At 65.0% G+C, this 26,241-nt stretch carries 24 protein-coding genes, 1 tRNA gene and 1 pseudogene; 16 read left to right on the forward strand and 10 right to left on the reverse strand.

Annotated features, from left to right (window positions below):
* Window positions 1-3: 3 nt before the first annotated feature.
* Complete coding sequence (locus tag P0086_RS13400) at window positions 4-540, forward strand: hypothetical protein (protein ID WP_275786237.1); 537 nt, start codon at window positions 4-6, stop codon at window positions 538-540.
* A 34-nt stretch (window positions 541-574) separates the two neighbouring features.
* On the opposite strand, the gene P0086_RS13405 is transcribed toward P0086_RS13400, so the two are convergent.
* Window positions 575-811, reverse strand: a complete 237-nt coding sequence (locus P0086_RS13405; RefSeq protein ID WP_275786241.1) for a hypothetical protein — start codon at window positions 809-811, stop codon at window positions 575-577.
* A gap of 319 nt (window positions 812-1,130) precedes the next feature.
* Between P0086_RS13405 and iolG the strand changes: the two genes are divergently transcribed.
* Complete coding sequence (gene iolG / locus P0086_RS13410; RefSeq protein WP_275786244.1) at window positions 1,131-2,123, forward strand: inositol 2-dehydrogenase; 993 nt, start codon at window positions 1,131-1,133, stop codon at window positions 2,121-2,123.
* 105 nt (window positions 2,124-2,228) lie between these two features.
* On the opposite strand, the gene P0086_RS13415 is transcribed toward iolG, so the two are convergent.
* Window positions 2,229-3,446, reverse strand: coding sequence for an ROK family transcriptional regulator (locus tag P0086_RS13415; RefSeq protein WP_148187866.1), 1,218 nt, complete (start codon window positions 3,444-3,446; stop codon window positions 2,229-2,231).
* A gap of 248 nt (window positions 3,447-3,694) precedes the next feature.
* Here P0086_RS13415 and xylF point away from each other — a divergent pair, with 248 nt between their 5' ends.
* The 5 genes from xylF to P0086_RS13440 all read left to right on the forward strand — a co-directional run bounded on the left by xylF (window position 3,695) and on the right by P0086_RS13440 (window position 12,255).
* Window positions 3,695-4,732, forward strand: a complete 1,038-nt coding sequence (xylF, locus tag P0086_RS13420) for a D-xylose ABC transporter substrate-binding protein (RefSeq protein WP_112593921.1) — start codon at window positions 3,695-3,697, stop codon at window positions 4,730-4,732.
* 236 nt (window positions 4,733-4,968) lie between these two features.
* Window positions 4,969-6,282, forward strand: coding sequence for a sugar ABC transporter permease (locus P0086_RS13425; protein ID WP_112593920.1), 1,314 nt, complete (start codon window positions 4,969-4,971; stop codon window positions 6,280-6,282).
* A 14-nt stretch (window positions 6,283-6,296) separates the two neighbouring features.
* Window positions 6,297-7,082 carry an ATP-binding cassette domain-containing protein gene (locus tag P0086_RS13430; protein ID WP_112593919.1) on the forward strand — a complete coding sequence of 262 codons (786 nt, stop codon included), beginning with the start codon at window positions 6,297-6,299 and terminating at the stop codon, window positions 7,080-7,082.
* Window positions 7,083-7,498: 416 nt separating this feature from the next.
* Window positions 7,499-11,995 (forward strand): FG-GAP-like repeat-containing protein, encoded by a 4,497-nt coding sequence (locus P0086_RS13435; protein ID WP_275786251.1) that lies wholly within the window; start codon window positions 7,499-7,501, stop codon window positions 11,993-11,995.
* A 183-nt stretch (window positions 11,996-12,178) separates the two neighbouring features.
* A tRNA-Arg gene (locus P0086_RS13440) sits at window positions 12,179-12,255 on the forward strand.
* A gap of 409 nt (window positions 12,256-12,664) precedes the next feature.
* Here the strand turns inward: P0086_RS13440 and P0086_RS13445 are convergent.
* Window positions 12,665-13,021: pseudogene (locus P0086_RS13445) on the reverse strand (ribonucleotide-diphosphate reductase subunit beta); the annotation flags it as partial.
* A 181-nt stretch (window positions 13,022-13,202) separates the two neighbouring features.
* A complete protein-coding gene (locus tag P0086_RS13450) occupies window positions 13,203-14,939 on the reverse strand; it encodes a GNAT family N-acetyltransferase (RefSeq protein WP_275786253.1) in 1,737 nt (578 codons plus the stop codon).
* A gap of 418 nt (window positions 14,940-15,357) precedes the next feature.
* Here P0086_RS13450 and P0086_RS13455 point away from each other — a divergent pair, with 418 nt between their 5' ends.
* Complete coding sequence (locus P0086_RS13455) at window positions 15,358-15,849, forward strand: terminase gpA endonuclease subunit (RefSeq protein WP_275786256.1); 492 nt, start codon at window positions 15,358-15,360, stop codon at window positions 15,847-15,849.
* 107 nt (window positions 15,850-15,956) lie between these two features.
* Window positions 15,957-16,994 carry a PIN domain-containing protein gene (locus P0086_RS13460; protein WP_275786258.1) on the forward strand — a complete coding sequence of 346 codons (1,038 nt, stop codon included), beginning with the start codon at window positions 15,957-15,959 and terminating at the stop codon, window positions 16,992-16,994.
* A gap of 472 nt (window positions 16,995-17,466) precedes the next feature.
* Here P0086_RS13460 and P0086_RS13465 read toward each other — a convergent pair whose 3' ends face one another.
* The gene (locus P0086_RS13465) at window positions 17,467-17,808 is read right to left on the reverse strand and encodes a carboxymuconolactone decarboxylase family protein (RefSeq protein ID WP_148655956.1); all 342 of its coding nucleotides are present in this window, start codon (window positions 17,806-17,808) and stop codon (window positions 17,467-17,469) included.
* A gap of 7 nt (window positions 17,809-17,815) precedes the next feature.
* Window positions 17,816-18,583: an SDR family NAD(P)-dependent oxidoreductase gene (locus tag P0086_RS13470; RefSeq protein ID WP_112616457.1), complete on the reverse strand. Its 768-nt coding sequence runs from the start codon at window positions 18,581-18,583 to the stop codon at window positions 17,816-17,818.
* 108 nt (window positions 18,584-18,691) lie between these two features.
* Between P0086_RS13470 and P0086_RS13475 the strand changes: the two genes are divergently transcribed.
* Both P0086_RS13475 and P0086_RS13480 read left to right on the forward strand, forming a co-directional pair.
* A complete protein-coding gene (locus tag P0086_RS13475; protein WP_275786263.1) occupies window positions 18,692-19,195 on the forward strand; it encodes a TetR/AcrR family transcriptional regulator in 504 nt (167 codons plus the stop codon).
* A gap of 137 nt (window positions 19,196-19,332) precedes the next feature.
* Window positions 19,333-19,707, forward strand: coding sequence for a hypothetical protein (locus P0086_RS13480; RefSeq protein WP_275786266.1), 375 nt, complete (start codon window positions 19,333-19,335; stop codon window positions 19,705-19,707).
* 66 nt (window positions 19,708-19,773) lie between these two features.
* Here P0086_RS13480 and P0086_RS13485 read toward each other — a convergent pair whose 3' ends face one another.
* Window positions 19,774-20,043, reverse strand: coding sequence for a hypothetical protein (locus P0086_RS13485; RefSeq protein WP_275786269.1), 270 nt, complete (start codon window positions 20,041-20,043; stop codon window positions 19,774-19,776).
* A gap of 275 nt (window positions 20,044-20,318) precedes the next feature.
* Between P0086_RS13485 and P0086_RS13490 the strand changes: the two genes are divergently transcribed.
* From P0086_RS13490 to P0086_RS13505, 4 genes are all read left to right on the forward strand, one after another.
* A complete protein-coding gene (locus tag P0086_RS13490) occupies window positions 20,319-20,711 on the forward strand; it encodes a GFA family protein (RefSeq protein ID WP_275786272.1) in 393 nt (130 codons plus the stop codon).
* A gap of 90 nt (window positions 20,712-20,801) precedes the next feature.
* Window positions 20,802-21,446 (forward strand): MarR family transcriptional regulator, encoded by a 645-nt coding sequence (locus P0086_RS13495; protein WP_275786275.1) that lies wholly within the window; start codon window positions 20,802-20,804, stop codon window positions 21,444-21,446.
* A 42-nt stretch (window positions 21,447-21,488) separates the two neighbouring features.
* The gene (locus P0086_RS13500; protein WP_275786278.1) at window positions 21,489-22,205 is read left to right on the forward strand and encodes a hypothetical protein; all 717 of its coding nucleotides are present in this window, start codon (window positions 21,489-21,491) and stop codon (window positions 22,203-22,205) included.
* 183 nt (window positions 22,206-22,388) lie between these two features.
* Entirely contained in the window at window positions 22,389-22,958 is a 570-nt protein-coding gene (locus tag P0086_RS13505; RefSeq protein ID WP_345799312.1) for a redoxin family protein, read from the forward strand.
* 137 nt (window positions 22,959-23,095) lie between these two features.
* Here the strand turns inward: P0086_RS13505 and P0086_RS13510 are convergent, their stop codons facing one another.
* Window positions 23,096-23,566, reverse strand: a complete 471-nt coding sequence (locus P0086_RS13510; RefSeq protein ID WP_112593907.1) for an aminoacyl-tRNA deacylase — start codon at window positions 23,564-23,566, stop codon at window positions 23,096-23,098.
* Window positions 23,567-23,777: 211 nt separating this feature from the next.
* On the opposite strand from P0086_RS13510, the gene P0086_RS13515 reads away from it, so the two are divergent.
* Window positions 23,778-24,146 carry a DUF488 family protein gene (locus P0086_RS13515; RefSeq protein WP_275786283.1) on the forward strand — a complete coding sequence of 123 codons (369 nt, stop codon included), beginning with the start codon at window positions 23,778-23,780 and terminating at the stop codon, window positions 24,144-24,146.
* Window positions 24,147-24,384: 238 nt separating this feature from the next.
* Here P0086_RS13515 and P0086_RS13520 read toward each other — a convergent pair whose 3' ends face one another.
* Window positions 24,385-25,428 carry a Gfo/Idh/MocA family oxidoreductase gene (locus P0086_RS13520; RefSeq protein WP_275786286.1) on the reverse strand — a complete coding sequence of 348 codons (1,044 nt, stop codon included), beginning with the start codon at window positions 25,426-25,428 and terminating at the stop codon, window positions 24,385-24,387.
* Window positions 25,429-25,436: 8 nt separating this feature from the next.
* Entirely contained in the window at window positions 25,437-26,222 is a 786-nt protein-coding gene (locus P0086_RS13525) for a ThuA domain-containing protein (RefSeq protein ID WP_275786289.1), read from the reverse strand.
* Between the last annotated feature and the right edge of the window lie 19 nt (window positions 26,223-26,241).

Consider the following 26,241-nt stretch of genomic DNA (forward strand, 5'->3'; position numbering starts at 1 on the left):
CGGATGTTCGGCAAGAGCGTGTTCGAGAGCGTGCTGGACCGGCTGGCCGCGGAAGGCCCGGCCGCGGAAGAGCGCGCGGGACAGGCCACGGTCGCCGGCGCGGACGACCCCGTCCATGGCGCCCATCCCGTCTTCACCGTGTTCCCCGAAGGCCGGCCTGCGGTCCCGCCCCGCTCGGCCGCGGCCGCCTACCGCGCCATGGACGATTTCGACGACGGCTTCGATGCGCCGGAAGGCGCCTTCGCATGCGCGGACCCCGGCACGGCGGCAGCCGAGGCCGCGCCGGCCGCGCCCGCGCCGCCGGCCCACCTGTTGCGGACGAACCCGGAGGAGATCGCGGCCGACCTCGGCCTCACGGGCAAGGAGACGCGCACGCAGCTTGCCGAGCTTCGCCGCGCCTTCGCCCGCGACAATCACCCCGACACCGCGCCGGCCGACCTGCGGGCCAACGCCACGCGACGCATGACGATCGCCAACATGCTGATCGACGAGACGCTGCGCCGGATCCAGGCGGAGACGGCGCTCGGGCTCCGCCGCTAGAAACGAGGCGCGCGAAACGCCAACAGCGGCGGCGTCACTGTTCGCTGCCCTCGTCCGGCGCCTTCTTCTCGTCCGGCTTGCGCGCCTCCTCCGGCTTGTAGAAGAGGATCAGCTGGGCGAAGGCATAGGCGCTGACGACGAGGAAGATCAGGCCCCAGGTTTCCTGGCCGTTATAGTATTCGACCGCGGTCCAGGCCGCACAGCTCCCCACGATCAGAAGCCGCACCCAGAGCGGACGATAGACCGGATGGGTGGGATCGATGAATTTCATGAAGCGGGCTCCCTTTTGCTGAACAGGCTCTTAGAACCATTTCCGCGCAAAGGAAATCGCTTGCGTTGACCGCAGGCGGGGCGAGCCGAGCGACGAAGCGGGCGAATTCCGGAGCACAGGCGGCAAACAGGCCTTGACGGCACCGGCATGAAATGGAATGAATATTCCACGGGAGAGAGAATTCAGACTACATATTCCAAATTGACTATGTCGGCCCGATCCTCGCCCGAACCCCGCCCTTGGCGGGGCGCGATCCGGGGAAGCGCATGGCCCCGCCCTTTGCCGGACGGAACGGTCCGGCCATACGAGAGCATGACAGATGACCGTCAGATTTGGTCTCCTCGGCGCCGGCCGCATCGGCAAGGTTCACGCCAAGGCGGTATCCGGCAACCCCGATGCCACCCTCGTCGCCGTTGCCGACGCCTTTCCCGCAGCCGCCGAGGCCATCGCCGCGCAATATGGCTGCGCCGTCCGCACAATCGAGGAGATCGAGGCCGCGGGCGATATCGACGCCGTCGTCATCTGCACCCCGACCGATACGCATGCCGACCTGATCGAGCGCTTCTGCCGGGCCGGCAAGGCGGTCTTCTGCGAAAAGCCGATCGATCTCGACGTCGAGCGCGTGCGTGCCTGCATGAAGGTCGTCAAGGAGACCGGCGGCAAGCTGATGGTCGGCTTCAACCGCCGCTTCGATCCGCATTTCATGGCCGTCCGCGAAGCGATCGATGCCGGGCGGATCGGCGACGTCGAAATGGTGACGATCACCTCGCGCGATCCCGGCGCACCGCCGGTCGACTACATCAAGCGCTCCGGCGGCATCTTCCGCGACATGACCATCCACGACTTCGACATGGCCCGCTTCCTGCTCGGCGAGGAGCCGGTCACCGTCACCGCGACGGCGGCCGTGCTCGTCGACAAGGCGATCGGCGAGGCCGGCGACTACGACAGCGTCTCGGTGATCCTGCAGACGGCCTCCGGCAAGCAGGCCGTCATCTCCAACTCCCGCCGCGCCACCTACGGCTACGACCAGCGCATCGAGGTGCACGGCTCGAAGGGCATGGTGTCGGCGGAAAACCAGCGCCCGGTCTCCATCGAGGTCGCCACCGGCGACGGCTACACCCGCCCGCCGCTGCACGACTTCTTCATGACCCGCTACACCGAGGCCTATGCGAACGAGATCGCGCGCTTCATCGCGTCGCTGGAAAAGGGCACCCCACTTGCGCCCTCCGGCGCGGACGGGCTGGCGGCTCTTGCCATTGCCGATGCGGCGCTGGCGTCGGTCAAGGAAAAACGTCAGGTCACCATCGGCTGACTCGGTCTCCTCCCAGCAACTGGCCGGGCCATGCGCCCGGCCTTTTTTTTGTGCCCGGTTCCGCGACGGCGGGCACGTCTGTCGGAGCCCGGGATCCGTCGTCCGTCACTTGTCGCCCGGTGCCGGCCGCTCGCCCGCCAGCATCCGGTCGACCTGCGTCAGCGCCCGGTCCAGATGGCCCTCGAACACCAGCGTCGCCTCGTCCGGCGCGATCGTGATCGCCGGCATGCCCTGCAGGCGGCCCTGCTGCGTCTGCATCAGTCCCTCCTCGATCCCGCGCGACAGCAGGTCGATGAAGCGCGCGCCCAGTCCGGTGATCGTGACCGGCATGCTCTCGTAGAGGCTGAAGACGCGCGACAGCCCCTGGCCGAGCGCCAGTCCCGCCTGGCGGAAGGCATATTCCGACATGCGGTGGCCCTGGCGGGCGCGGAGCGCGATCTTGTCCATTTCCGCAAGCGGGACGAACTTGGCCGGGATCGTGTCCGGCGGCACCTCGAAGGCGGTGCGCAGGATCCCGTAGAAGCCGGCCGAGGCCTCGATGCAGCCCTGGGACCCGCACCGGCAGAGCTTGCCGTCAGCGGCGTGCAGCATGTGGCCGAAATTGGGTGCGGAGACCTTGAGGTCGCCGGTCTCGTCGCCGCTGACGATCCCGAGCCCGACGCTGTGGCCGAGCGACAGGGCCGCGAGCGCCCGCCCGCCCCCGCCCGCCTTCTCCGCGCGCCGGCCGAGCGCGTGGGCGACGAGCAGCGTCTCGTTGCCGAGCGTGACCGACGACCATTCCGAAAGGACGGATGCGAAGTCGATCTCCGCCGACCCGAAGACCGGCGACCAGAGGAGCCGCGTGCCGGTCGCATCGACGATCCCCTTGCTGCTGATCGAGACGGAAAGCACGCGCTCGCGCCCGAGCGCCGATCGCTGCAGCACCTTGGCGAGCCCCGCCTGCAGGGTGAAGACGAACCGTTCCGTCGAGGGATCGGCATGCTCTCGCGGCTCCTCGAACCGGTCGATCAGCGTGCCGGCATAGTCGGCCAGCGAATACTGCACGACGTCTGAGGATATCCGCACCGCAATGAGATAGCCGCAGTCCCGCCGGGGGCTGAGAAGCACCCGCGGACGACCGCGGCCGCCGGCGCTCTGCTGCTCCAGCTTCTCGATGATCCGCGCCCGCTCCAGCTCGGCCGTGATCGCCGAGACGGTGGCGGAGGCAAGGCCGGTGCGGGCGGAAAGCTCGGTGTGCGCCAGCGCCCCGTGGCGGCGCAGAGTCGCCAGGACGAGCGCGCTGTTCTGCTGACGCACCAGTTCGGTGCTCGATCGCGTCAGCATGCAGGAACTCCGATCTCGATGCGCGCTTCCAACGAATGCTCCTCCCAAAGCACCTGTTGCAGCCTTCCACAAGTGCCGGGCACGGCTTGTTGACAGCCTTCCCAACTTCTGACATCTATTTTCTCGACTGTCGAGAAAAATTCCGGGAGAGCTTGAGGGCAAGGAATTTGCGGGCAGCATCTTTGGTCGGTCGTCGACGGTGACGGGAGGGTTCGTCCGGGCGGTCGGCTTTCTTTTGGGAGGATGAAATGAAGTCAGTTCTGAAGCTGATGGCAGGGGTTGCCGTCATCGTGTCGCTGCATTCGGTGGCGCAGGCCAAGGACCTCGTGGTCGGCGTTTCCTGGTCGAACTTCCAGGAAGAGCGCTGGAAGACCGACGAAGCCGCGATCAAGGCGGCCCTCGAGGCCTCCGGCGACAAGTACATCTCGGCCGACGCCCAGTCGTCCGCCGCCAAGCAGCTCACCGACGTCGAATCGCTGATCGCCCAGGGCGCCAACGCCCTGATCGTGCTGGCGCAGGATTCCGACGCGATCGGCCCGGCGATCGAAAAGGCCGCCGCCGAAGGCATCCCGGTCGTCGGCTACGACCGCCTGATCGAGAACCCGGCCGCCTTCTACATCACCTTCGACAACAAGGAAGTCGGCCGCATGCAGGCCCGCGAGGTGTTCAAGGTCAAGCCGGAAGGCAACTACGTCTTCATCAAGGGCAACTCCGCCGACCCGAACGCCGACTTCCTCTTCTCCGGCCAGATGGAAGTGCTGAAGGAAGCCATCGACGCCGGCAAGATCAAGAACGTCGGCGAAGCCTACACCGACGGCTGGAAGCCCGAGATCGCCCAGAAGAACATGGAGCAGTTCCTGACCGCCAACGACAACAAGGTCGACGCGGTGGTGGCCTCCAACGACGGCACCGGCGGCGGCGCGATCGCAGCGCTCGACGCCCAGGGTCTGGCCGGCGCCGTGCCGGTCTCCGGACAGGACGCCGACAAGGCGGCGCTGAACCGCATCGCGCTCGGCACGCAGACGGTGTCGGTCTGGAAGGACAGCCGCGAACTCGGCAAGCGCGCGGCTGAAATCGCCGTCGAACTGGCCGGCGGCAAGAAGATGGAAGAGATCGCAGGCGTGACGACCTTCAACGGCGGACCGAAGGGCGTTGCCATGCAGTCGGTCTTCCTGGCACCGCTTCCGATCACCAAGGACAACCTGAACGTCGTCATCGACGCGGGCTGGATCTCCAAGGAGGAAGCCTGCCAGGGCGTCGAGGGCGACGTCGCCGCCTGCAAGTGACCCATCCCGACGGGGCCTGACCCGATCCTTCCCGAGCGCCGCAACGCACCCCGTTGCGGCGCTTGCGCAAGACGGGGGTGCGGCGGACAATGGCGTTCCGATCGTCCACGCCATCGGTCCGAAGAGCACGCGGGCGTAACGCCCGCCGGTTCCCGCAATCGACAGACCTGCCGCACGCCCTCCCCGGGCGGGCAACGCGGCACCATCAACACGTTCAGTGGGGGGAAGGCACGTTCATGGCCGACATCACACATACGACCCAGGCAAATCGCGCCCGCAATGCCGACGAGCATCCGGTCAGGCGCTTTTTCCGGGCAACCGAGATCGACACGCGCCTGCTCGGCATGGTCGGCGCTCTCGTCATCATCTGGCTCGGCTTCCAGTTCCTGACGAGCGGCCTGTTCCTGACGCCGCGCAACCTCTGGAACCTGACGGTCCAGACCTCGTCCGTCGCCGTCATGGCAACGGGGATGGTGCTGATCATCGTCACGCGCAACATCGACCTCTCCGTCGGCTCCGTGCTCGGCTTCTGCGGCATGATCATGGGCGTCCTGCAGGCAAAAATCCTGCCGCAGTACCTCGGCCTCGAGCACCCGGCGATCTGGATCGTCACGCTTTGCTGCGGCGTGCTCGTGGGCGCTGCCATCGGCGCGCTGCACGGCTCGATCATCGCCTTCCTCAACGTGCCCGCCTTCATCGTCACGCTCGGCGGCCTGCTCGTCTGGCGCGGCGCCACCTGGTTCGTCACCAGCGGCCAGACGGTCGCGCCGATGAACACCACCTTCCGCCTGATGGGCGGCGGCACCGAGGGCTCGATCGGCGCCACCGCCAGCTGGGTCGTCGGCGTCCTCGCCTGCCTTGCCATCGTCGGCGCCATCCTCAATTCGCGCAAGCAGCGCAAGCGCTTCGGCTTTCCCCTGCGTCCGGTCTGGGCGGAGTATTTCCTCTCCGTGCTCGGCTGCGCCCTCGTCCTCGGCGCCGTCTCGGTGGCCAACCACTACTACTGGCCGGCCAACATCGCCCGGCGCTATGCCGAGGCCAACGCGATCGCCTGGCCGGACGGCGGGCTGCAGATCCCGCACGGCATCGCCATCCCCGTGCTGATGGCGATCGCCGTCGGCATCGTCATGACCTTCATCGCCACCCGCCTGCGCTTCGGCCGCTATGTCTTCGCCATCGGCGGCAACCCGGAAGCCGCCGACCTCGCCGGCATCAAGACCCGCTGGGTGACCGTGAAGATCTTCATGCTGATGGGCGTGCTCTGCGCCATCGCGGCCGCGATCTCGACCGCCCGTCTCAATGCCGCCACCAACGCCCAGGGCGAGCTCGACGAGCTCTACACGATCGCCGCCGCCGTCATCGGCGGCACCTCGCTCGCCGGCGGCGTCGGCACCATAGCCGGCGCGATGATCGGCGCCCTCGTCATGCAATCGCTGCAGTCCGGCATGGTGCTTCTCGGCATCGACAGCCCGTTCCAGCGCATCGTCGTCGGTGTGGTCCTCGTCGTCGCCGTCTGGCTCGACACCGTCTACCGCGCCCGAGCCAAGTAAGAAGGAGTACGCCCATGTCCCAACAACGCACTCCGCTCGTGGAAATGAAGAACATCTCCATCTCCTTCGGCGGGATCCACGCCGTCGACAATGCCTCGATCGATCTCTATCCGGGAGAGGTGGTGGCACTGCTCGGCCACAACGGCGCCGGCAAGTCCACCCTGATCAAGATCCTCTCGGGCGCCTACCGGCGCGATGCCGGCGAGATCCTGATCAACGGCGAACCGGCCGACATCAACAATCCGCGCGATGCGAAGAAGTACGGCATCGAGACGATCTACCAGACGCTCGCCGTCGCCGACAACGTCGACGCCGCCGCCAACCTCTACCTCGGCCGTGAGCTGCGCACCCCCTGGGGCACGCTCGACGACGTGGCGATGGAGGCGAAGGCCCGCGAGGTGATGGGCCGGCTGAACCCCAACTTCCAGCGCTTCAAGGAGCCGGTGAAGGCGCTCTCCGGCGGCCAGCGCCAGTCGGTGGCGATCGCCCGCGCGATCCTGTTCGACGCCCGCATCCTGATCATGGACGAGCCGACGGCAGCACTGGGGCCGCAGGAGACCGCGCAGGTGGGCGAACTGATCAAGCAGTTGAAGAAGGAAGGCATCGGCATCTTCCTGATCAGCCACGACATCCATGACGTCTTCGACCTCGCCGACCGCGTCTCGGTGATGAAGAACGGCCAGGTCGTCGGCCATGCGCGGACCGAGGACGTCACCAAGGACGAGGTGCTCGGCATGATCATCCTCGGCAAGTGCCCGCCCAAGGCGATCCCCGGCCCCGGCGCCATGCAGACCGCCTGAGCGGCGCCGACGCCAGCATCGACACCCGCAAGCCTCCGCCGGTCCCTCGGGTCCGGCGGATTTTTTTCTGCCCTCCCCCTTCCCTTGGTCCTCGGGCCGTCGCGACACTTTGCCGCCGGTCGGGCAGCGGCCGACGCCTGCGCCGCGCAGCCAGCGGCCCTGCGTCCCGCGGAACCCGCTTCTGCAATCATGGGTCGCATTTTTCTCCGCGCATTACTTGACTCTAAATGTCATGATAAAATATGACGAGTCCGCCGGCCGTGAGGGGGCGGCTGCATCCGTGGGGCGGGGGTCCTGCGCCTGTAAATTCAATGCATTTGATCACTGCCTGACCCGGATCGCCGCGCGGCCCGGGAACGAACCTTTGCGTCGGTCTGCCCGGTCGGCCGACCCGCCGGATACTGGAGAAATTCCTTATGAGTGCCCCAACAATCAGCATATCCCCGACCACCATATCCTATGACGAGGTGGAAGCCGTCGGCGGCGATACGTCGGCCCAGGAGACCCTGGTCATCGACGTCAACGGCGACGGTCACCTCGATCTCGTGTTGAACGGACGCAATTCCGAGACGATCAACGTGCTCCTGAACCAGGGCGACGGCACCTTCGGCGCGCCCACCACGATCGAGACCGGCTATTACTGGCACATGTACCAGGGCGACGTCGAAGGCGACGGCAACCAGGACGTCCTCGTGGCCAAATGGAACGAGGACCTTTCGTCCCAGACGCTCGGCTACCTGAAGAACAACGGCGACGGCACCTTCGGCGAATTCCAGGAGCTCGCCTCCGGCTTCAGCAACGTCCTCGACATTGCGAGCGTCGACTTCGACGGCGACGGCGATCTCGACATTCTGGCGGCCGCCAGCGGCGGCGCCGGCATCGTGCTGACGACGAACAACGGCGACGGCACCTTCACGAACTCGATCGTCGCCGAGGTGGCGACCGCCTATGCGGTCGCCGCCGGCGACCTGAACGGCGACGGCAAGCTCGATCTCGTCGCCACCAATTCCGCCGGCGACATCTCCGTCTTCACCGTCAATCCGGACGGGACGACCACGAGCGGCCAGGTCATCCATGCGGACGAAGTCTGGGGCCTGGAAAAGGTCGCGCTCGTCGATCTCGACGGCGACGGAAATCTCGACATCGTCGCCGCCAACTCGAACCGCAAGCAGCTCACCTGGTACAAGGGCGGCGGCGACGGCACGTTCGGCGACAAGCAGATCATCTCCACCGGCACCAGCGACAGCGGCTATGTCAGCAGCTTCCAGGTCGTCGACGTCAACGGCGACGGGCTGAACGACATCGTCGCCGGATCCGCGCAGACGATTGGCGATACGGCCAATACGCAGCAGTCCTACCTGTCCTGGTTCGAGCAGCTCGCGGACGGCACCTTCAAGGAGCACATGACCGGCGCCCAGTATCCCGGCAATTCCGATTTCTTCGGCGTGTCCCAGGGCGACCTGAACGGCGACGGCGTGACCGATCTCATCACGGCCGGGCCGGTGATCGAAGGCGGCGTGCGCAGCTACGTCCGCGTCGCCTATGGCATGCAGGCGCTCGAGGTCAACGAGAACGCAGCCACGGCCATCACCGGCATCGCCTTCAGCGACGATTCCGCCGGCCCCGTCAGCGTCACCCTCAGCGTCGACCGCGGAACGATCGAGGGCGACACTTCCTTCGCCGGCGTCACCGTCACCGGCGGCGGCAGCGCGATCACGCTGGTCGGCTCGATCGCCGACATCAACGCCTTCATCGCCGCCGGCGGCGCGACGTTCACGACCGCAAACAACGACGAGACCACCGCCAGGCTGACGATCTCGATCGACGACCAGGATGCGGGCGGCGCCTCGACCACCACCAAGGTGGTCGCGCTGGCGGTGACGCCGGCCCATGACGAGGCCCCGACCGACCTGTCGCTCGACGGCCATGAGGTCTCCGAGGACGCCGATATCGGCACGGTGATCGGCACGCTCTCCGGCCTCGATCCGGAAGGCGGAAACCTCACCTACAGCCTCTATTCCAGCGCCGGCTCGATGTTCACGATCGAGGGCAACCAGCTCAAGCTCAACGGCGCGCTCGACTTCGAATCCGCCCACAGCTACGAGATCGTCGTCCGCGCCAAGGACGCCGGCGGCAACTTCACCGACAAGACGTTCACGATCGACGTGACCAACGCCAACGAGGCTCCGACGGCGGTCACCCTGTCGAAGGTGCTCGTCGCCCAGAGCGCCGAGGCCGGCACGGTCGTCGGCACGCTCGCCGCCAGCGACCCCGACAGCGGCGAGACCTTCACCTACAGCATCCCCGGCGGCAGCGACGCCTTCGAGATCGTCGACAACAAGCTGGTCGTGAAGGACCTCGGCGATGCGCTGACCTATGACGTGAAGGTGCTTGCCACCGATTCCGGCGGCCTGACGGTCGAAAAGACCTTCCGCATCACCACCACCGACGATGACGGCAACCCGCTGGGATCCGCCGGCACGATCACCATCGATGCGTCCAACGCCGAAAGCATGGACTTCGAGGCCTACATCCGCGGCGGCTTCGTCGCCGGCACCGAAGGCGGCGGCTTCCCGGTCTTCGACAACAGCGCGGCCTTCTCCGGCCACGAGATGATGATGGGCTACGGCACCGAGGCCACCTCGAAATACGTGCTCGCCAGCGGCTCGCTGGAATACTACTTCAACACCCACACGGTCTGGGGCGAGATCAACACGATCGAGTACGGCGTCCGCGGCTCCGGCTCCTACGATTCCTCCGGCGCCTTCAAGGGCGGAACGGCCGAACTGCGCATCACCGGCCTCACCCTCGAGAACGGCAAGCCCGCCAGCGCCCTGGAAGAGGCCGACATCGAGGCGAACGGCCCGGTCCACAACTTCGCGCTGTCGCACATGTACGGCGCGGCCGGCTCGCCGACGCGCCTGGGCGTCTATGCGGACTCGCTCGACGCCTACGCCCAGAACTACATCGGCTCGTCCGGCGCCGACGTCTACACCGGCACGGTCTTCGCCGACACGATCAAGGGCGGCGGCGGCGACGACACGCTGAACGGCGGCGCCGGCAGCGACACGATCACCGGCGGCGCCGGCAGCGACGTCATCGACGGCGGCGAGGGCACCGACACCTTCATCGTCTCGGGCAAGGCGGCCGACTACAATGCGCTCGTGCTGACCACGACCTATCTCACCGACAACACCACCGGCGAGATGGACCGGCTGAAGAACGTCGAGTTCATCAAGTTCAAGGACGCCCTCTTCAACGTCGCGACGCAGGAATTCACCCCGATCGAGAACGAGGCCCCCACCGGCCTTTCCATCTCCGGCACCACGGTCAAGGAGAATGTCGGCACCGGCACCACGGTCGGCACGCTGTCTGCGACCGACCCGGAGGGCACGGCGCTGACCTACAGCCTCGGCTCCAACCCCGGCGGCTATTTCAAGATCGTCGGCAACAAGCTGCAGGTCGCCAAGGCCCTCGACCATGAGGCCAAGGCGTCGCACGTGCTGAGCATCACCGCGACGGACGAGGACGGCAAGTCCACCACCAAGGAGATCACCGTCCAGGTCACCGACGTCAACGAGGCGCCGGCATCGCTGGCGCTCTCGGCCACCAAGGTCAGGGAGAACGTGGCGACCGGGACTGCGGTCGGCACGCTCTCGGCCCGGGATCCGGAAGGCAGGACGCTGACCTACAAGCTGACCGACAGCGCCGGCGGCCTGTTCAAGATCTCCGGCAACAAGCTGGTGACGGCCAAGGCGATCGACTACGAGACGCTGAAGTCCGACAAGGTTACCGTCGAGGTAACCGACGCCGGCGGGCTGAAGACCAGCAAGACCTTCACCATCAGCGTCACCGACGTCAACGAGGCGCCGACGTCGCTCTCGCTCTCGGCCACCAAGGTCAACGAGAACGTCGCTGTCGGCACCACCGTCGGCACGCTCTCGGCCAGGGACCCGGAAGGCCGGACGCTGACCTACAAGTTGACCGACAGTGCCGGCGGCCTGTTCAAGATCTCCGGCAACAAGCTGGTGACGGCCAAGGCGATCGACTACGAGAAGGTGCAGAAGGAGACGGTCACCGTCGAGGTCTCCGACGGCACCAGCAAGATCGTCAAGACCTTCGGCCTCAGCGTCGTCGACAGGATCGACGAGATCAAGGGCACCTCGGCGTCGCAGACGCTGAAGGGGGGCGCGGGCGTCGACAGGATCGACGGCGCCGGCGGCAACGACGTGCTGCACGGGCTTTCGGGCGCCGACACCCTGCTCGGCGGCACCGGCAACGACACGCTCCTGGGCGGTGCCGGCGCCGACCGGCTGGACGGCGGCGCCGGGACCGACACCGCCTCCTATGCGGATGCGGCAAAGGGCGTCACCGCCAGCCTCGCCAAGGCCTCGCTCAACACCAACGATGCCAAGGGCGACACCTTCGTCTCGGTGGAGAACCTCACAGGCTCGGGCCATGCCGACAAGCTCTACGGCGACGGCGCCAAAAACAGCCTGAGCGGCGGCGCGGGCAACGACCTGCTCTCCGGCGCCAAGGGCAACGACACCATCGTCGGCGGCGCCGGCCACGACGATCTCTACGGCGGCGCCGGCAAGGACACCTTCGTCTTCAAGTCCGCCAAGGACCTGGGCACGCTGAAGGCTGCGACCGACACGATCTACGACTTCGACCGCAAGGAAGGCGACAGGATCGACCTGTCCGGCATCGATGCCAATACGAAGAAGAACGGGGACCAGGCCTTCTCCTTCATCGGCAGCGATGCCTGGCACAAGAAGGCCGGGGAACTGCGCTTGGAGAAGGTCGCCTCGGACACCTATCTCCATGGCGACACGAACGGCGACGGCAAGTCGGACTTCATCCTGCATTTCGACGACGCCATCGGCCTGAAGGCCGGCGACTTCCTGCTCTAACGCATGACAGGCGCCGCGCCCGCCCCGCGGGCGCGGCCACCCCGGCCGCAAGCCGGGCAACAACGGAAACCGGACCCACGGCCCGGTTTCGCCGTCCGGAAAATGAAATTGCCGATTGATGCGGCCGACATCCTGGGCTAAGAACCACCCATCGGCCCGGCGATTCCTCGCCGAAAACGGTTAGCACCCGTAGCTCAGCTGGATAGAGTGTTGGATTCCGATTCCAAAGGTCACAGGTTCGAATCCTGTCGGGTGCGCCAAATACCGCCGATTATCCTCCGCAGTGCGCTATAGCCGCCGAAACTATGCCCTTGTATCTGACAGAGGCCGGTCCGCGCGCGAAGGAGCGTAGAAACGGCGGCGTTTGGCGGCGGAAAAGTTAGAATCGCTTTCGGTCGAGTGATTGCCACAAGAATACGTTGCGGCCTGGTATGGCGGGAATGGGCCTTCATTTCGATCATTCAGAGTGTCGGATCGAGCTCCTGAAAGCCGACGATCTGCATGGAGCGATCGCGCCGGAAAGCGCCCCCTATCTGCCGCTGGACTCATCATGGCTCTCGGCCAGACGCGGACATCTAAGTGGCTACACGAGTGAATACCCTCGCACGAAGACCAGCCTGTTGTCGCTAGAAATCCCAGTCCTCGTCCTCCGTCGCCACCGCCTTGCGCGTACTGCTCCATGATGAGCGTGGATTTCAGCTGCAGGAACTCGTTTTCCTCCGACCAGCGATAGGCATCGTCGACGTCGGGCGTCAGGCAGAGCGTCGAGAAGATCGACGAATAGGAGCCCGCATGCACCGCCTCCATGAAGGAGATGTTGGACAGCACCGCCTCCTCATGCGGCGTCACTGCATCCGCCATCAGCTTCACCGCGCCGACACCGTTCTGGATGGTGTCGAGCAAGGTCAGGCCGGTGAAGACGCGGATCGTGAGTTGCTGTTCCTCCGCCTTCAGCGTCGCCCAGGACGGAATATCGTTCGAGAGCGGCACCTTTTCCGGCAGCCAGAAATTCCCGGTGAGGCGGTCCGGGAAAAGTTCTCCAAGGTCGTCAGTTGCCGTCGCTTGACGCGCGCCCAGAGCTCATCACTGATGATGCGCATCTGGGGGCTTCCATGACGATCCATTCGCTTTTGTCGTTGAGGCGAGCGGTGCGGCGTTCCGAGTCCGGGTTCTTGCGAAAATTCTGTTTCTGATGCCGATCCCGGATTTACCCCTCGTCCGAGATAGAGCCGCCTGTCAACGGCGGAGGTAAAAACCGGCCAGGCGGCGGCGTAGAAGTCGGCCCCGCGCGGCGATTTGGTGGATACGGCGGGAGCGTTCCGGAGTTGTAATGTACCGGGTCGATGATCGCCACAGACTGTTTGAGCGAGGTAGGCGCAACGTCCGCTGACTGGCGCCGCCCGACGACGAGCGGCAGGGTCGGTCGCTTGGCCTTGCCCAGGAGCGGCGGCGCCTTCAACCGAACATCGCATCCGGGTCTCGGCGTTGTCGTCGCGATACCGGTCTGGCTGAGCTTCACCATGCTGATGCCAAGTCCGTCGCGTGCGGACTGGATATCCGGTTGGATCTCGAGCGCTTTGCGAAACGCATCCGCGGCGTCGGCGTGGTTGTCCAGCGCCTGCAGGGCGTATCCCAGCCTGACCCAGCCCTTCGCCAAATGCGGCACAACGACCAACAGCTTCCCGAACGCGGCCGCGGCCGCCCGATGGTCGCCCTTGCCTGCCAGCAGTTGGCCGATCGCGTAGAGGGTCTGCGCGTGAGCGGGATCGGTATCCAGGATCTGGCGGTAGGCGTTCTCGGCCTCCGCTGTATGGCCTTTCTGGTGGTTCTTGTTCGCCTCGTGGAAGATGCTCGAGAGCGTACTTGGGTCGAGCCGGTCGCCCAGGTTGCGGCGGGTGCGGGTCTGCACGACCTTGCAGGTGATGAGTTTGTCGCTGGCGCCGAAGGTGTATTTGTATGCCTCGTCGCCGCGCAGGAAGTCATAGGTCCGGTATCCGTTCGCAATGGCGTGGCGGATGCTGTAAGCGTGCAGCACAAGTCCCGGCGGCACGATCTCGGCGCTCTCGTCGCGCCCGGCCATGCAGAACAGGTACGTCTTCTTCACCGGATCGATGAACGTCGCCAGGGCGCCGAGCGGCCGATCCCGGTGCCACAGGACTGGCAGGAACAGGCTGCCATTGGCGAAGGCATCGCTGAAAACGTTCCGGTTGGTGTTCAGGATCGCGGACAGGCGATTGCCCTTGCGGGGCCCCCATCGGTTCTTCCAGAAATCGAGGAGGATGCCGACGTCGCGCTTGATCGTTGCAGAATCCGCGAGCGTGATGCGGAATTCTTCCGAACCGTCTACCTTGCGCAGGAACCGCCTCAGCTTCTGGCGCATGTTGGTGCCGAGCTTCTGCTCGAGATACGCGTCCCATGTCTCGGGCAGGTCGACGGACGGACATTTGGAGTTGTCAACGTTGTCTTCTGCGCTGATCCTGCTCAGGGTCCGCATCGTGAGCTGCTTGTCCTCGAGGTTCTCGAGGAAGCTGCGCAAGCGTCCACTGGACATGTATAGGTTGTCGAGATGCAGGTTTGCCCAGTGCATCCTTCTCAGATGCTTGGCAAAGGCCGCCATGGCCGCCCGAGCGAATTCAGGAGCGCAGACCGCCCCGGTGTAGTCCGCGAAGTAGGAACCGCCCATGTGGACGTCGTGATAGAAAATTCCGGCCTTGACGTTCATCCGGGTCTTCAGCCGCAGGGGCATCAGCGCCACGTAATGTGAAGAGCGCGCGCCCTGGCTTGCAGCCAGAACGAACCATTGGCTTTCGAAGTACCGGAAGAGGGCTGAAATGAATTGCCAGGACAGGAAATACTGCGCGTCCGGGTCTGCTCTGTAGAGCTTGTCCCAGTTCTGCTTCAGCCTATCAAGATCTTCCCGTCTGGAGATGACGTCGATACGCATACTGCCTCCGCTCTACCGTTCCGGCTTGACCACGGCCTTGAACGCGGATTGACGGCGCTTTGTGGGTTGCGAAGGTTGTGGTTCAGCTAGCTGCCGCGCTGAAATCCTAAGCCTAGATGCGCATTATCCCAATTAATCCATTAGTAGATATCCCCAACCGCCCCGAAGGAGGATTACCGAATAAACGGCAACACACCTTTCCATCGAGGATGCCGATCAGCGCGGCCACCCTCACCACGCTATGCAAACCTTTCATCGGCTGTGCGCGAATCAGTTGCCGATCTCAGTAATGAGCCGATCCCAGACCTTGGCGGAAAGAAGTTCAGTGTCCGCTTTCCGCGTTGGGCCCTGCTGACGGCTCCATTTCAGACCTTCAAGCGTGACGTGCTCACTGAGAAGCGACGTCCCCCATCGAGCAATGGGCGTATCTAACAGACCCTCGGATGGGGGACATTCAAAGGAGGGCTATAGCGTAGACATAGTTCTCATCTTCGCCCGGCGCGGCGCGCCATTTCCCTCATTTTATACCAATGAAATCAAAGACGTAGCAAAGTTGGCTCGTTTTAGTGACCCTGTCTGTCTTTATCGTCGGCAGCGATGCCATCAAAAATTCGATCTTCAATCGCCTGTCTGCTGGCAAGAGCATCTGCTTTCCGGCGATCTCGAAGCGCGTTTCTTTGAGGAGCTTGTAAGCGAGCGGCGCATTGTTCGCTATTCCAGAGGTCAGCCAACGCGAGCGTTCGAGCGCATTACCGGCAGACGAGCCGAGTGCCTGGACGCTTTCACCTACAGCCTCGCGGCCCGCGTTTTGATCAATGTCGATCTAGACAGGCGAGAAACCGAGCTTTCTAGTGCCGCCGCACCAAAAGCTGAAAAGACGGTGTTCAGATCAGCGTTTCTCAATCGATGAAAACTAAGTTGTAGTTATCCCGTTCCCCAATATGCGGCAGCTTTTCAGCCACCACGAAACCTCATATCGTTCGATTTCAATCAACGGAAAATCACGGTTAGTCAAGAATGACTTTGCGTCTCCTGGTAGATACCTCTGTTTGGCTCGATCTAACTAAAGATCATCGCCATCTTCCACTTCTCGACGCATTGTTGGCCATGACGAAGGCGGATGAAGTCGAGTTGATTTTGCCGCAAATCGTTCTTGATGAGTTCGCGCGAAATAAAGAGCGTGTGATGGCGGCAAGCAGAGCCAGCCTTTCTAGTCATTTTAAGCGGGTGAAAGAGGCGATCATCCAGTTCGCGCCGGAGGACGCTCGGGATGCCACAATTAAGCAGCTAAATGAAGTGGATCATCGCATCGCGACAGGAGGCGAAGCCGTCAACGAAGCCGTCGAACTTATTGAGAGGTTGTTCGCGACTACCTCGCCGATTCCTATCGGTGAAAGCGTCAAAGCTAGGGCGGCTGATCGTGCCATAGCGAAAATCGCACCCTTCCATCGTCAAATAAACGGTATCGGCGACGCGATAATCGTTGAAAGCTATATCGATGCGCTTTCGGCGAGGAAGGACGGCGATGTATTCGCCTTTGTTACCCATAACGTGCACGATTTCAGCCAAAAGGGCGCCGACACTAGGCTTCCTCATCCTGATCTTGCAATCCACTTTGATGGAGTAACTTCACGTTATTCGACGAATTTAGGTCCCCTCCTTAACGAGTTCGCCGAGGACTTGATTGAGGAGGTCACTTTCGACCGTGAATATAGCCAGCAGTCCAGGCAACTTTCAGAGTTGGTTGAGGCCGAACACAAGCTATTTCAACAAGTTTGGTACGGTAGAAAATGGGGAATTATCGATCGCGTAGAAACCGGGAAGACGCAAGTTGTAAGCCGCGAGATATGGGATGGCGCGCCTTTAAAGAAGCAACGAAATATGATCGTTGACGATATCTGGAACGGCATGCTTGCGGCAATGAAAAGCACCGAAGAAGAAATTGGCGTCGATGAGCTTGGACCTTGGACAGATTTCGAATGGGGCATGATCAACGGCAAACTCTCTGCCCTGCGATGGGTGCTAGGCGATGAGTGGGACATGCTCGACACTTGATATTGCAACACATAATGTAACTCATTTTGAGAACAAAAAAGATACTTTATCATTGTAAATCAAATATTTAGTGGACATAGACGGCGAATTTGGCAGATGTCTGGTGCGCCATCTCCTTTAAAATCACACTTAAAAATCAGCCGCTTACTTGTGACAATCCCGAGCAACGCAAGCAGATACAGGATGCGGCCAAGTGTGGCGAAAGCAGACATGTTTTCAGCGTCTCACAAGGCCCAGCGCATTGGAAGCATCCAAGCAAGGTTGCGACCGACTGCCACACAGGCGCGATCGGACCCGCGGCCATGATGCCCAAGTCCAGGGTCATGGATGTGCGGGGGCAGCAGATCGCAATTCAGTTGGCCCGATGCGCCGTCATGGGGTGACGCGGCCGCACCGCATCGGTGCGGGCGAACCGAACAGTGCCGCCGCGCGGATGGGCGCATCTTTCCTGCGCCCATCCTCCAGTTCCGGCCTACAGCGCGTCGATCGTGTCGAACACGCGGGCGGTGTAGGTCAGGGCCGCGCCGGCGTTGAGGGCGATCGCGACGCCGAGCGCTTCGGCGATCTCCTCGCGCGTCGCCCCCAGTTCGACGGCCTTCTTTGCGTGGACGGCGATGCAGCCGTCGCAGCGGGTGGTGACGGCGACGGCGAGGGCGATGATCTCGTGGATCTTCGGTTCGAGCCGTCCCGTCCTGCCGGCGCTGCCCTCGATCGTGTTCAGGCCGCGGAGCACGTCCGGGCTGAGCCTTGCGAAGTCGCCGACCCTGCCGATCAGCGCGTCGCGATAGCCGTTCCAGTCCTGCAGGGTGCCCATATGAGCCTCACTGGCGGCCGGCGGTCACGCCGCCGTCGACCGGAAGGACGGTGCCGGTGATCCAGGACGCCTGCTCGGAGGCGAGGAAGAGGATCGCCTCGGCGACGTCGCCGGGCTGGCCGTTGCGGCCGAGCGGATGGAAGGCGTTGAAGGTCGGCAGGACGTCCTTCACCTGCTCGTCGGACAGGAACGTGTTGTAGACCGGGGTCTCGACGACGGCCGGCGCGACGGCGTTGATGCGGATGTTGTAGGGCGCGAGCTCGATCGCGAGGTTGCGCACCATGGCATGAACGCCGGCATTCGCCGCCGAATACGCGGCCGAGGGTGTCGCGCCGATCGCCTGGATCGCCCACATCGAGCCCGTCTGGACGATCGCCCCGCCCTTCTCCTTCATCGCCTTTGCCGCCGCCTGCGCGGCGAAGAACTTGCCCTTCAGGATCGTGTCCAGGTACCAGTCGTAGTCCGCCTCCGTCAGCTCGACGAACGGCTTCGGATTGAAGACGCCGGCATTGTTGACCAGAACGTCGAGCCTGCCGAAGCGGGAAACGGCGGCCTCGACGAGGGCCGCGCCGGTCTCGGGCCGGGCGATATCGCCGGCGGAGACGGCGACACGGCTGCCGCTCGCGTCGATCGCTTTTGCGGCCGCCGCGAGCTTCTCGCGATCGCGTCCGTTGATGACGACCTTGGCGCCTTCGGCGACGAACCGCGCCGCCGCTTCCCTGCCGATGCCCGAACCGCCGCCGGTGATTGCAACGACCTTACCTTCGAAACGCATGTCTTTCTCCTTGTTGTCTATCTATCGATAGATAGATGCGCGGGCTACATAGAGATTGCTTTCGCAGAGCGCAACCCCTATCTATCGCTAGATAGAGAAGGACATGCGATGAGCGAGACGACAGAGGCGATCATGGATGCCGCCGAGGAGCGCATCCGCCAGGCGGGCTACAGCGGCTTCAGCTTCCGGGAAGTGGCGGCCGATATCGGCGTGAAGAGTTCCAGCGTCCACTATCACTTCCCCACCAAGGAGAAGCTCGCCGCGGCCGTTGCGCGCCGCTACACTGACCGCTTCCTGAAGGGCGTGGATCAACGGGTTGCCGAAGGCAGCGACATCGTGACGGCCTTTCGCCAGGTCTTTGGCGATGCGCTGGACCGGGACGGCCGGATGTGCCTGTGTGGCGCGATGGGCGCCACGTCCGCCGATCTGGCCGATGAGGTGCGCGCCGAGGTGCGGCGGTTCTTCCAGCTGGGGCTGGAGCGGCTGGCGAAGGCCGGCCTTGCGAAGGACGCGGCGGTCCAGGTGATCGCCACGCTCGAGGGCGCGATGCTGGCCGCAAACGTCCTCGACGACCGGTCCCTGTTCGAGAGCGGCACGGCCGGCCTCGTCTAGTCGCGCGCCGGACGAGGTCGCGCGCCGGACCACGGGCGCCAGCGCGCAGATGCGGATATCGACACGGAAGCCCTTCGCTCCCAGAACAAAACCGCGCGCCAGGCGTTGTAGGGAACAGACATTTCAGGGAGGTGGACGTGACCAACATTCGTTCGAGCGGCTTCGACAATCCGGCGCAGCTTCGCGAGCATCTGGCCGAGCTCGACGACGCCGCCGCCGATCGGGACGATCCGACACACGACAACGCCGATCTGCAGAGGCAGATCGCGCAGCTTCGCAAGGAAATGCGCGACCTGCGCAAGCTGGTCGTGCAGACCCGGGCCCGGCCGGCCGGACAGGGCGCCGCCAGGAAGGGGCAGGACAAGCGCGACGACCGGTTCTGGCTGCGGCTGGCGACGACGGTGGCCGGCACCCTTCTTCTTTCCGCCGCCGTCCGCTACTTCCGTCTCGGCCCGGCCGGCGCCGCCGCAGTGCCGCTGATCGCCTCGAAATTCAGCGGCGGTGCCCGCTGAGCCCGCAGGCTTCGTGATCGATAGCGACGAGGGATCGCCCGCCGACAGGCGGTCGTACGATGCTGCTCACGGGTCTGCGGACGGCCAGTAGTCGTCGCGACGATAGTCGGCCGGGATGGGATCGAGCCGGCCGAGCGTCTGCGCCACGAATTCGATCTGCAGTTTCAGATACGCGACCGACCGCGGGATCGCAGCCCCTGTGGCCAGGCTGCGCGCGTGCCATGCGGGATAGCCGCTCGCCCGGATCCTGCGTTCCGCCTCCTGGCGCACATGACGATCGCTCGGGGCCGCCTGTTCCCCGGACCGTCCTCCGCCGTCGATGACGTTGAATCGCAATTCGACCTCGCCTTTGCCCCTGGCGGATTGTGGTCGAAAACGGCCGGCCCTGCCAGTGCGCGCCTTGCGGATCGGGCGCTCGATGCCGATCCATCCACATGTTCCGCGGGCGCGCCCTCGCGCGATGGCGGCGTTCGCACCAAGCAGGGTCGAGACGGCGGCAATGCGTGAACGAAGGGGCGTCCTGTCGCGCGTGCAGAGGCCCGGCCGGCGATTGCGGCGACCATGGTGTCGCTGTATCCCTTTCCCCTCGCGGAATTTCGGAGGAGGCGAGCATGGATCGATTCACCGGCGGCTGCCTGTGCGGCAAGGTTCGGTTCGTGGCGTCGGGCCGCCCGTACCGGGTCGGCATCTGCCACTGCCTCGACTGCCGCAAACACCACGGCGCCCTCTTTCACGCCTCGGCGATATTCCCGGAAGATGCGGTGACGGTCGAAGGCGAGACGGGCGACTATGGCGGCCGGCATTTCTGTCCCCGCTGCGGTTCGCCGGTTTTCGGCCGCAGCGCCGACGAGATTGAGGTGAACCTCGGCGCGCTCGATGCCCCCGACCAGCTCGTGCCGACCTACGAACTGTGGACCATCCGTCGCGAGAGCTGGCTGCCGCCGTTTCCGGTTCGGCACCGGTACGAGCGCAACCGCGACCCCACGAGCCGGTCTGAGGACTGAAGCGTATCGTATCGCTGCGCGGGCCGCGGGCGACGCAAGGTTTTCAAGAGCGCGCTTGCAATTAATAGGAGTCCTATATATATTGACCGCATGGAAACGCCGAACAACCCCACCTCCGTCCATCATCGCATCCGCGAAGCGCTCGCCCGCGTCGCCATGGTCATGCGGGCGGACGAATGGAACCGGGCCAAGACGACCGGCCTGAACCCGACGCAGCTTGCGATCCTGGAGCTTCTCGAAGGCCGCCGGGACGGGCTGGCCGTGAAGGACATCGCCGCGAACCTCGGCGTCTCGCAGCCGACCGCGACGGACTCCATTGCCGCCCTCGAGCGCAAGGGGCTGGCAACCAAGCGCAATGCCGGTACCGACAGGCGCGGCGTCAACGTCGCCATCACGCAGGAAGGGCTCGCGGTGCTCAAGGCCGGTAGCGACGGGAACGGTGCGGCAGAGCGGTCGCTGGACGCACTGGCCGGCCACGAACAGGAAGACCTGCTGGTCACGCTGGTCAAGATGATCAGGACCCTGCAGGAGATCGACGCGATCCCGATCCAGCGCATGTGCGCGACCTGTCGGTATTTCGCACCGTTCGCCCATTCCGATGCGGCACGTCCGCATCATTGCAATTTCGTCGACGCGGCATTCGGCCAGCGGGACATCCGCATCGACTGCCGCGATCACGAAACCGCCGATCCTGCGTCACGGGCAGCCACCTGGGACGCGTTCACGAGAGGATAGGCGCAACCCTCCAGGCTACGGAGAAAGAAGGAGAAAACCGACATGTTGAGACAATTCGCAGCCGGCGCGCTTGTCGCCGGGATGGTCTCGCTATGGCTGACGGCGGCGCATGCCCACTCGATCAAGGCGGAGCCCAACGAGGCCGTGCAGGCCTCGTTCGACATCATCGAGACGACGATCGTCGCCAGGGGCGATGCCGCCGTCTTCACCACGCGCGTCCGCGGCCAGGCCGGCACGGAGAAGCCCAGGGCCACCGGAAAGTTCGAGGGGTCCGACGTCTACGCCTATGTCTGGCCGACCTCGCTGAACAGCGGCGACATCGGCTTCGAGAGGGACCAGGGCATCGTCGCCCTCGCCGTCACCTTCCATCCCGATTTCGACGATGCGGCGAAGGGCGGCAGGAACCGCGACGTCTGGCATCCCCATTGGGTGGTGCTCGCCGAAGACAAGGCCTGCGGCGGAGGCCTGAAGGTCATCGACATCCCGCCGGGCGAAAAGCCGAAGGTTCCCGAAACCTGGCCCGGCGTTCCCCTGCTCATCGACAGCCCGGCCTACCCCACAGAGCTCAAGGGCGACGCCGTCGACGTCACCATCCCGCTGTCGCTGATCGGCGGCATCGAGGGCGCGTCCTACGACGGGGTGACGGCGGGCCTCAAGGTCAACGGCAACCTGCACGCCCCGCTTCTCTGCGTCAGCAACGTCTTCAAGGTCGCATCCGGCAACCTCAGCCTTCCCGGTAAGGTCATGCCCGCGAAATGACGGAGAGCGCGGGTTCGCCGACAGCCATCGCCGAACCCGCATGTTCCTGCCCTCCAGGCTAACAGAGAGAAAGAACACGACGGGAAATACACGCTTCGCCCCCGGGAGCGCAACCGTGCGGGCGAGCCGGGAACCCGAAGCCGCGGGTCGCCGTCCGCCCCCTTTTCAGAAGGATTGAGGATCATGTCCAGCACTGCAACGACGCTCGCGCCCGAACTGGCGGTGAGCGAATGGTTCAACACGCCTGCCCCGCTGACGCTCGCCGGCCTTCGCGGCCGCCCCGTCCTGCTTCACACCTTTCAGCTGCTCTGCCCCGGCTGCGTCGCCGAATCCATCCCGCAGGTGCAGCGGATCGAACGCGTCTTCGGCAGCACCGACCTGCAGGTCATCGGCATCCACACGGTGTTCGAACACCATGCGGCGATGACGCCCGTCACCCTGAAGGCGTTTCTGCACGAGTACCGCATCCGCCATCCGGTCGGCGTCGATCGCGCGGACCCGGCGTCCGACACGCCGCTGACCATGCAGCGGTTCGCCCTGCGCGGAACGCCTTCGTCGGTGCTGATCGGCCGCGACGGCACGATCCTCCATCACGTCTTCGGCGTGGAGGACGATATCGCCGTCGGTGCCAGGATCGCCATGGCGTTATCCGCACCGGCGCCGCATGCCCTCAGAGCATCCGCCTCGACGGACGAACAGGGCTGTGCCGGCGGCCGCTGCGAGGTTGCGGCCGGCGGGCAGAGCACGGACTGAGAAGGGTTCCCCTATCTCCTGTCGCCGGCCGGATGACGCTGGACGATCGTTCGCTTCACCAGTCTCTGGCGACCGAAAACACCAGCCGCCGCCGCGCCGCAGGGCTGTCCCGAGGCGCGGGCGAATTGTCGCCGCGGCTAATGCGGGTGGCTGATGCGGGCGATCTGCGCGTCCCTCATCAGGTTGAGGAAGTTCGGGCCGGTGACGTGGACCAGCGTCCGGTGGTCTCCTCCCTCGAAATAGACGTCGCTGACCCGTCCCAGGCTTTCGTCGAGGATGACCGGGACATTGTAGGCCATTCCGACGGGCGGGGCGGCGCCTTCGTCGCAATCCGAAAACAGCGCGCAGACCTCCTCCTCCGACGCCAGCCCGAGCCTGCGGTCGACCACGTCCTGCAGGGTGGACAGCTCGATGCGGTGCGTGCTGGGGACGACGGCGAGCACATAGCCCATTTCGTGGTGGACGACGACGGTCTTGGCGAGCCTGCTGCCGGGGATATGCGCGGCCTGGGCCGACTGGCTGGTCGTGGCGGTGCGATGATGCGGGACGGTGTCGTAGGCGATCCCTTCCCGCTCGATATAGTCCTGAAGCCTTCTGGCGATGGTCATGGTAGGCGCCCCTTCCTGTCTGCTGGTGACGCGTAACGAAGCCATTGTCCTCCCATCATCGGCGAAGTCAACGAAGAACAGAACGGGGCGGACCGCAGCCGGCAGTCCCGCCCCGGGGCCTGCAGGCGTTGCCTGGCGAACGGGCGCGGTGCATGCTCGCCCCGCACCAGCGCGGGCACCGCCGCGCCCGATCGATGAGGAGAACCAAGCAATGACGGTCCGGATCAAGCGGGTCTACGATGCGCCGGAGGCGTCCGACGGGATGCGTATCCTCGTCGACCGGCTATGGCCGCGCGGCATCGCCAAGGAAAAGGCGCGGATCGACCTGTGGCTGAAGGACATTTCCCCGAGCGACGATCTCCGCCGGCGCTTTCACGCCCGGCCCGAAAGCTGGGACGAATTCCGGACGCTCTACGCCGAAGAACTGGAGGGCGACGCCGGACGGATCGCCGCGGCGGAGCTCCGCCGCCACATCGCCGAGGGTCCGGTGACGCTGCTCTATGCCGCGCGCGACGAGCAGCACAACAATGCCGCCGCCCTGAAGCTCTGGCTGGAGGAGAACGCGCCGAAGCCGCGCTGAGCGGTCGCGCAAGGACGGGCTACGGTCTTGTGAGGGCGACGGCGAAATAGCGAAGCCCGAAGCCTGCGGCAGGCGCCCGGAGGCCCTGCCCGCTTTACGATGGCTCAGCACCTCGGCCATCTCACAGGGCCGGTCCCGGCGACACGTCGCGCCTGTCCTGCGGCCCCGCGGGGATGGCAACCCCCTCGAGCGTGTCGCATCTGTTTCGAGCCATTCTTGCCGAAGCAGGCGACACGCCTTAGACCGCAAGCTCCCGCCGGGCCGTCTCCGCTTCGATGGCGAGGTCGAGGACCTTCTGCAGGTCTGCCGCATGCCGGAAGCCGGGCTCGACCGGCCGCCCCTCGCGCACGGCCGCGACGAACCGCTCGTAGTTGGTGGGCACCTGGCCGGCATCGATCTCCTGCCAGCGGGCATTCTCCACGTCCTCGCCGATGCAGCCGCGCAGGCTCGAGCCCTCCGGCGTGTGGATCACCTCCAGCGCCCCGCGGTCGCCGTGCATGCGCAGGCGCAGTTCGTTGAGATGGCCGGTCGCCCAGCGGCTGGCATGGATCACCCCGAGCGCCCCGTTGGAGAATTCTGCCGTCATGGCGAAGCTGTCGTTCGCATCGAGCTCGTATTCGCCGATGCGGTTGCCGGGCGCCTTGTCGAAGGCCTTCATGCGCGCATAGATCGCCTCCACCTCGCTGCCGCTGCCATAGGCCGCGAAATCGAGGATATGGATGCCGACGTCCCCGAGCACGCCGTTCGATCCGTGCCGCGTCGACAGCCGCCACAGCCACTGGCTCTCGGTCGTCCAGTCGCCCCAGGCGCGCGACACCAGCCAGCTCTGCAGGTAGGACGCCTCGATGTGACGGACCAGGCCGATCGTGCCGGACAGCACCAGTTCGCGCGCCTTCTGCAGGGGGGCGACGTTGCGATAGGTCAGGTTGACCATGGTCACGAGACCGGAGCGCTCGGCCGCATCCGCCATCTCGTCCGCCTTGGCAAAGCTCTCGGCCAGCGGCTTCTCGCACAGGACGTGCTTGCCCGCCGCCAGCAGCGCCAGCGTGGTCGGATGATGAACCCTGTCCGGCGTGACGTTGGTCGCCGCGTCGAACTCGCCCCAGGCGAGCGCCTGCTGCAGATCCGCAAACGTGCGCGCGATCCCGTGGCGCTCGGCGAAAGCCGCAGCCCGCGCCGGATCGACATCCACGGCGCCGACCAGTTCAACGCCGGGAATGGCAGAGAAATGCTCGGCATGGGTATTGGCCATGCCGCCGGTTCCGAGGACGAGAAGACGCATGGTTCCGCTCACCGGTAACCGGCCTCGCCGGCCTTGTGCAGGCGCGGGCCACGCTCGACGATCGGCTCCAAAGCGCTTTCAACCGGCACGTTCGGGGCCTCGTGCACGGCGAGATGCGGGGCGAGCGGGTTATGCGCCCACGTCACCGCGTTGCGCAGCACCTGCTGCACCGTTCCGTCGTGATAGGTCGGATAGGTTTCGTGGCCGGGCCGGAAATAGAAGATGTTTCCCGCCCCGCGCCGCCAGGTCATCCCCGAGCGGAACACCTCCCCGCCGGCGAACCAGGAGATGAAGACCGTCTCGAGCGGCTCGGGCACCGAGAACGCCTCGCCATACATCTCCTCGTTCTCCAGCACGAAATGCTCGCCCAGCCCGGCCGCGATCGGGTGGGCCGGATTGACCGTCCATATACGCTCCCGCTCGCCCGCCTCGCGCCATTTCAGCGCGCATGGCGTTCCCATCAACCGTTTGAAAATCTTTGAGAAATGCCCGGAATGGAGGACGATGAGACCCATGCCCTCCCAGACCCGCCGCGCCACCCGCTCGACGACCGCGTCGGAGACCGCGCCATGGTCCTTGTGGCCCCACCAGAGCAGCACGTCCGTCTCCGCCAGCCGCGCCGCCGGCAGGCCGTGCTCGGCCTCCTGCAGCGTCGCCGTCGTCGCCCGGATCGCCGGATCGACGTTGAGGGCGGCGGCGATGACAGTGTGCATGCCGTCCGGGTAGATCGAGCGGACCACCTCGTTCGTCTGCTCGTGGATGTTCTCGCCCCAAACGATGGCGCGTATCGTCATCTCGACACCTCCCGGTCTT

Origin of the sequence: Mycoplana sp. MJR14 (assembly GCF_029210525.1) — a bacterium.
Classification (GTDB): Bacteria; Pseudomonadota; Alphaproteobacteria; order Rhizobiales; family Rhizobiaceae; genus Mycoplana.

What these genes read in the sequence shown, in the direction of transcription:
- P0086_RS13400 (WP_275786237.1), top strand. Translation starts at nt 4, where the DNA reads ATGTTCGGCAAGAGCGTGTTCGAGAGCGTGCTGGACCGGCTGGCCGCG.
- P0086_RS13405 (WP_275786241.1), bottom strand. Translation starts at nt 811, where the DNA reads ATGAAATTCATCGATCCCACCCATCCGGTCTATCGTCCGCTCTGGGTG.
- iolG (WP_275786244.1), top strand. Translation starts at nt 1,131, where the DNA reads ATGACCGTCAGATTTGGTCTCCTCGGCGCCGGCCGCATCGGCAAGGTT.
- P0086_RS13415 (WP_148187866.1), bottom strand. Translation starts at nt 3,446, where the DNA reads ATGCTGACGCGATCGAGCACCGAACTGGTGCGTCAGCAGAACAGCGCG.
- xylF (WP_112593921.1), top strand. Translation starts at nt 3,695, where the DNA reads ATGAAGTCAGTTCTGAAGCTGATGGCAGGGGTTGCCGTCATCGTGTCG.
- P0086_RS13425 (WP_112593920.1), top strand. Translation starts at nt 4,969, where the DNA reads ATGGCCGACATCACACATACGACCCAGGCAAATCGCGCCCGCAATGCC.
- P0086_RS13430 (WP_112593919.1), top strand. Translation starts at nt 6,297, where the DNA reads ATGTCCCAACAACGCACTCCGCTCGTGGAAATGAAGAACATCTCCATC.
- P0086_RS13435 (WP_275786251.1), top strand. Translation starts at nt 7,499, where the DNA reads ATGAGTGCCCCAACAATCAGCATATCCCCGACCACCATATCCTATGAC.
- P0086_RS13450 (WP_275786253.1), bottom strand. Translation starts at nt 14,939, where the DNA reads ATGCGTATCGACGTCATCTCCAGACGGGAAGATCTTGATAGGCTGAAG.
- P0086_RS13455 (WP_275786256.1), top strand. Translation starts at nt 15,358, where the DNA reads ATGGGCGTATCTAACAGACCCTCGGATGGGGGACATTCAAAGGAGGGC.
- P0086_RS13460 (WP_275786258.1), top strand. Translation starts at nt 15,957, where the DNA reads ATGACTTTGCGTCTCCTGGTAGATACCTCTGTTTGGCTCGATCTAACT.
- P0086_RS13465 (WP_148655956.1), bottom strand. Translation starts at nt 17,808, where the DNA reads ATGGGCACCCTGCAGGACTGGAACGGCTATCGCGACGCGCTGATCGGC.
- P0086_RS13470 (WP_112616457.1), bottom strand. Translation starts at nt 18,583, where the DNA reads ATGCGTTTCGAAGGTAAGGTCGTTGCAATCACCGGCGGCGGTTCGGGC.
- P0086_RS13475 (WP_275786263.1), top strand. Translation starts at nt 18,692, where the DNA reads ATGAGCGAGACGACAGAGGCGATCATGGATGCCGCCGAGGAGCGCATC.
- P0086_RS13490 (WP_275786272.1), top strand. Translation starts at nt 20,319, where the DNA reads ATGGATCGATTCACCGGCGGCTGCCTGTGCGGCAAGGTTCGGTTCGTG.
- P0086_RS13495 (WP_275786275.1), top strand. Translation starts at nt 20,802, where the DNA reads ATGGAAACGCCGAACAACCCCACCTCCGTCCATCATCGCATCCGCGAA.
- P0086_RS13500 (WP_275786278.1), top strand. Translation starts at nt 21,489, where the DNA reads ATGTTGAGACAATTCGCAGCCGGCGCGCTTGTCGCCGGGATGGTCTCG.
- P0086_RS13505 (WP_345799312.1), top strand. Translation starts at nt 22,389, where the DNA reads ATGTCCAGCACTGCAACGACGCTCGCGCCCGAACTGGCGGTGAGCGAA.
- P0086_RS13510 (WP_112593907.1), bottom strand. Translation starts at nt 23,566, where the DNA reads ATGACCATCGCCAGAAGGCTTCAGGACTATATCGAGCGGGAAGGGATC.
- P0086_RS13515 (WP_275786283.1), top strand. Translation starts at nt 23,778, where the DNA reads ATGACGGTCCGGATCAAGCGGGTCTACGATGCGCCGGAGGCGTCCGAC.
- P0086_RS13520 (WP_275786286.1), bottom strand. Translation starts at nt 25,428, where the DNA reads ATGCGTCTTCTCGTCCTCGGAACCGGCGGCATGGCCAATACCCATGCC.
- P0086_RS13525 (WP_275786289.1), bottom strand. Translation starts at nt 26,222, where the DNA reads ATGACGATACGCGCCATCGTTTGGGGCGAGAACATCCACGAGCAGACG.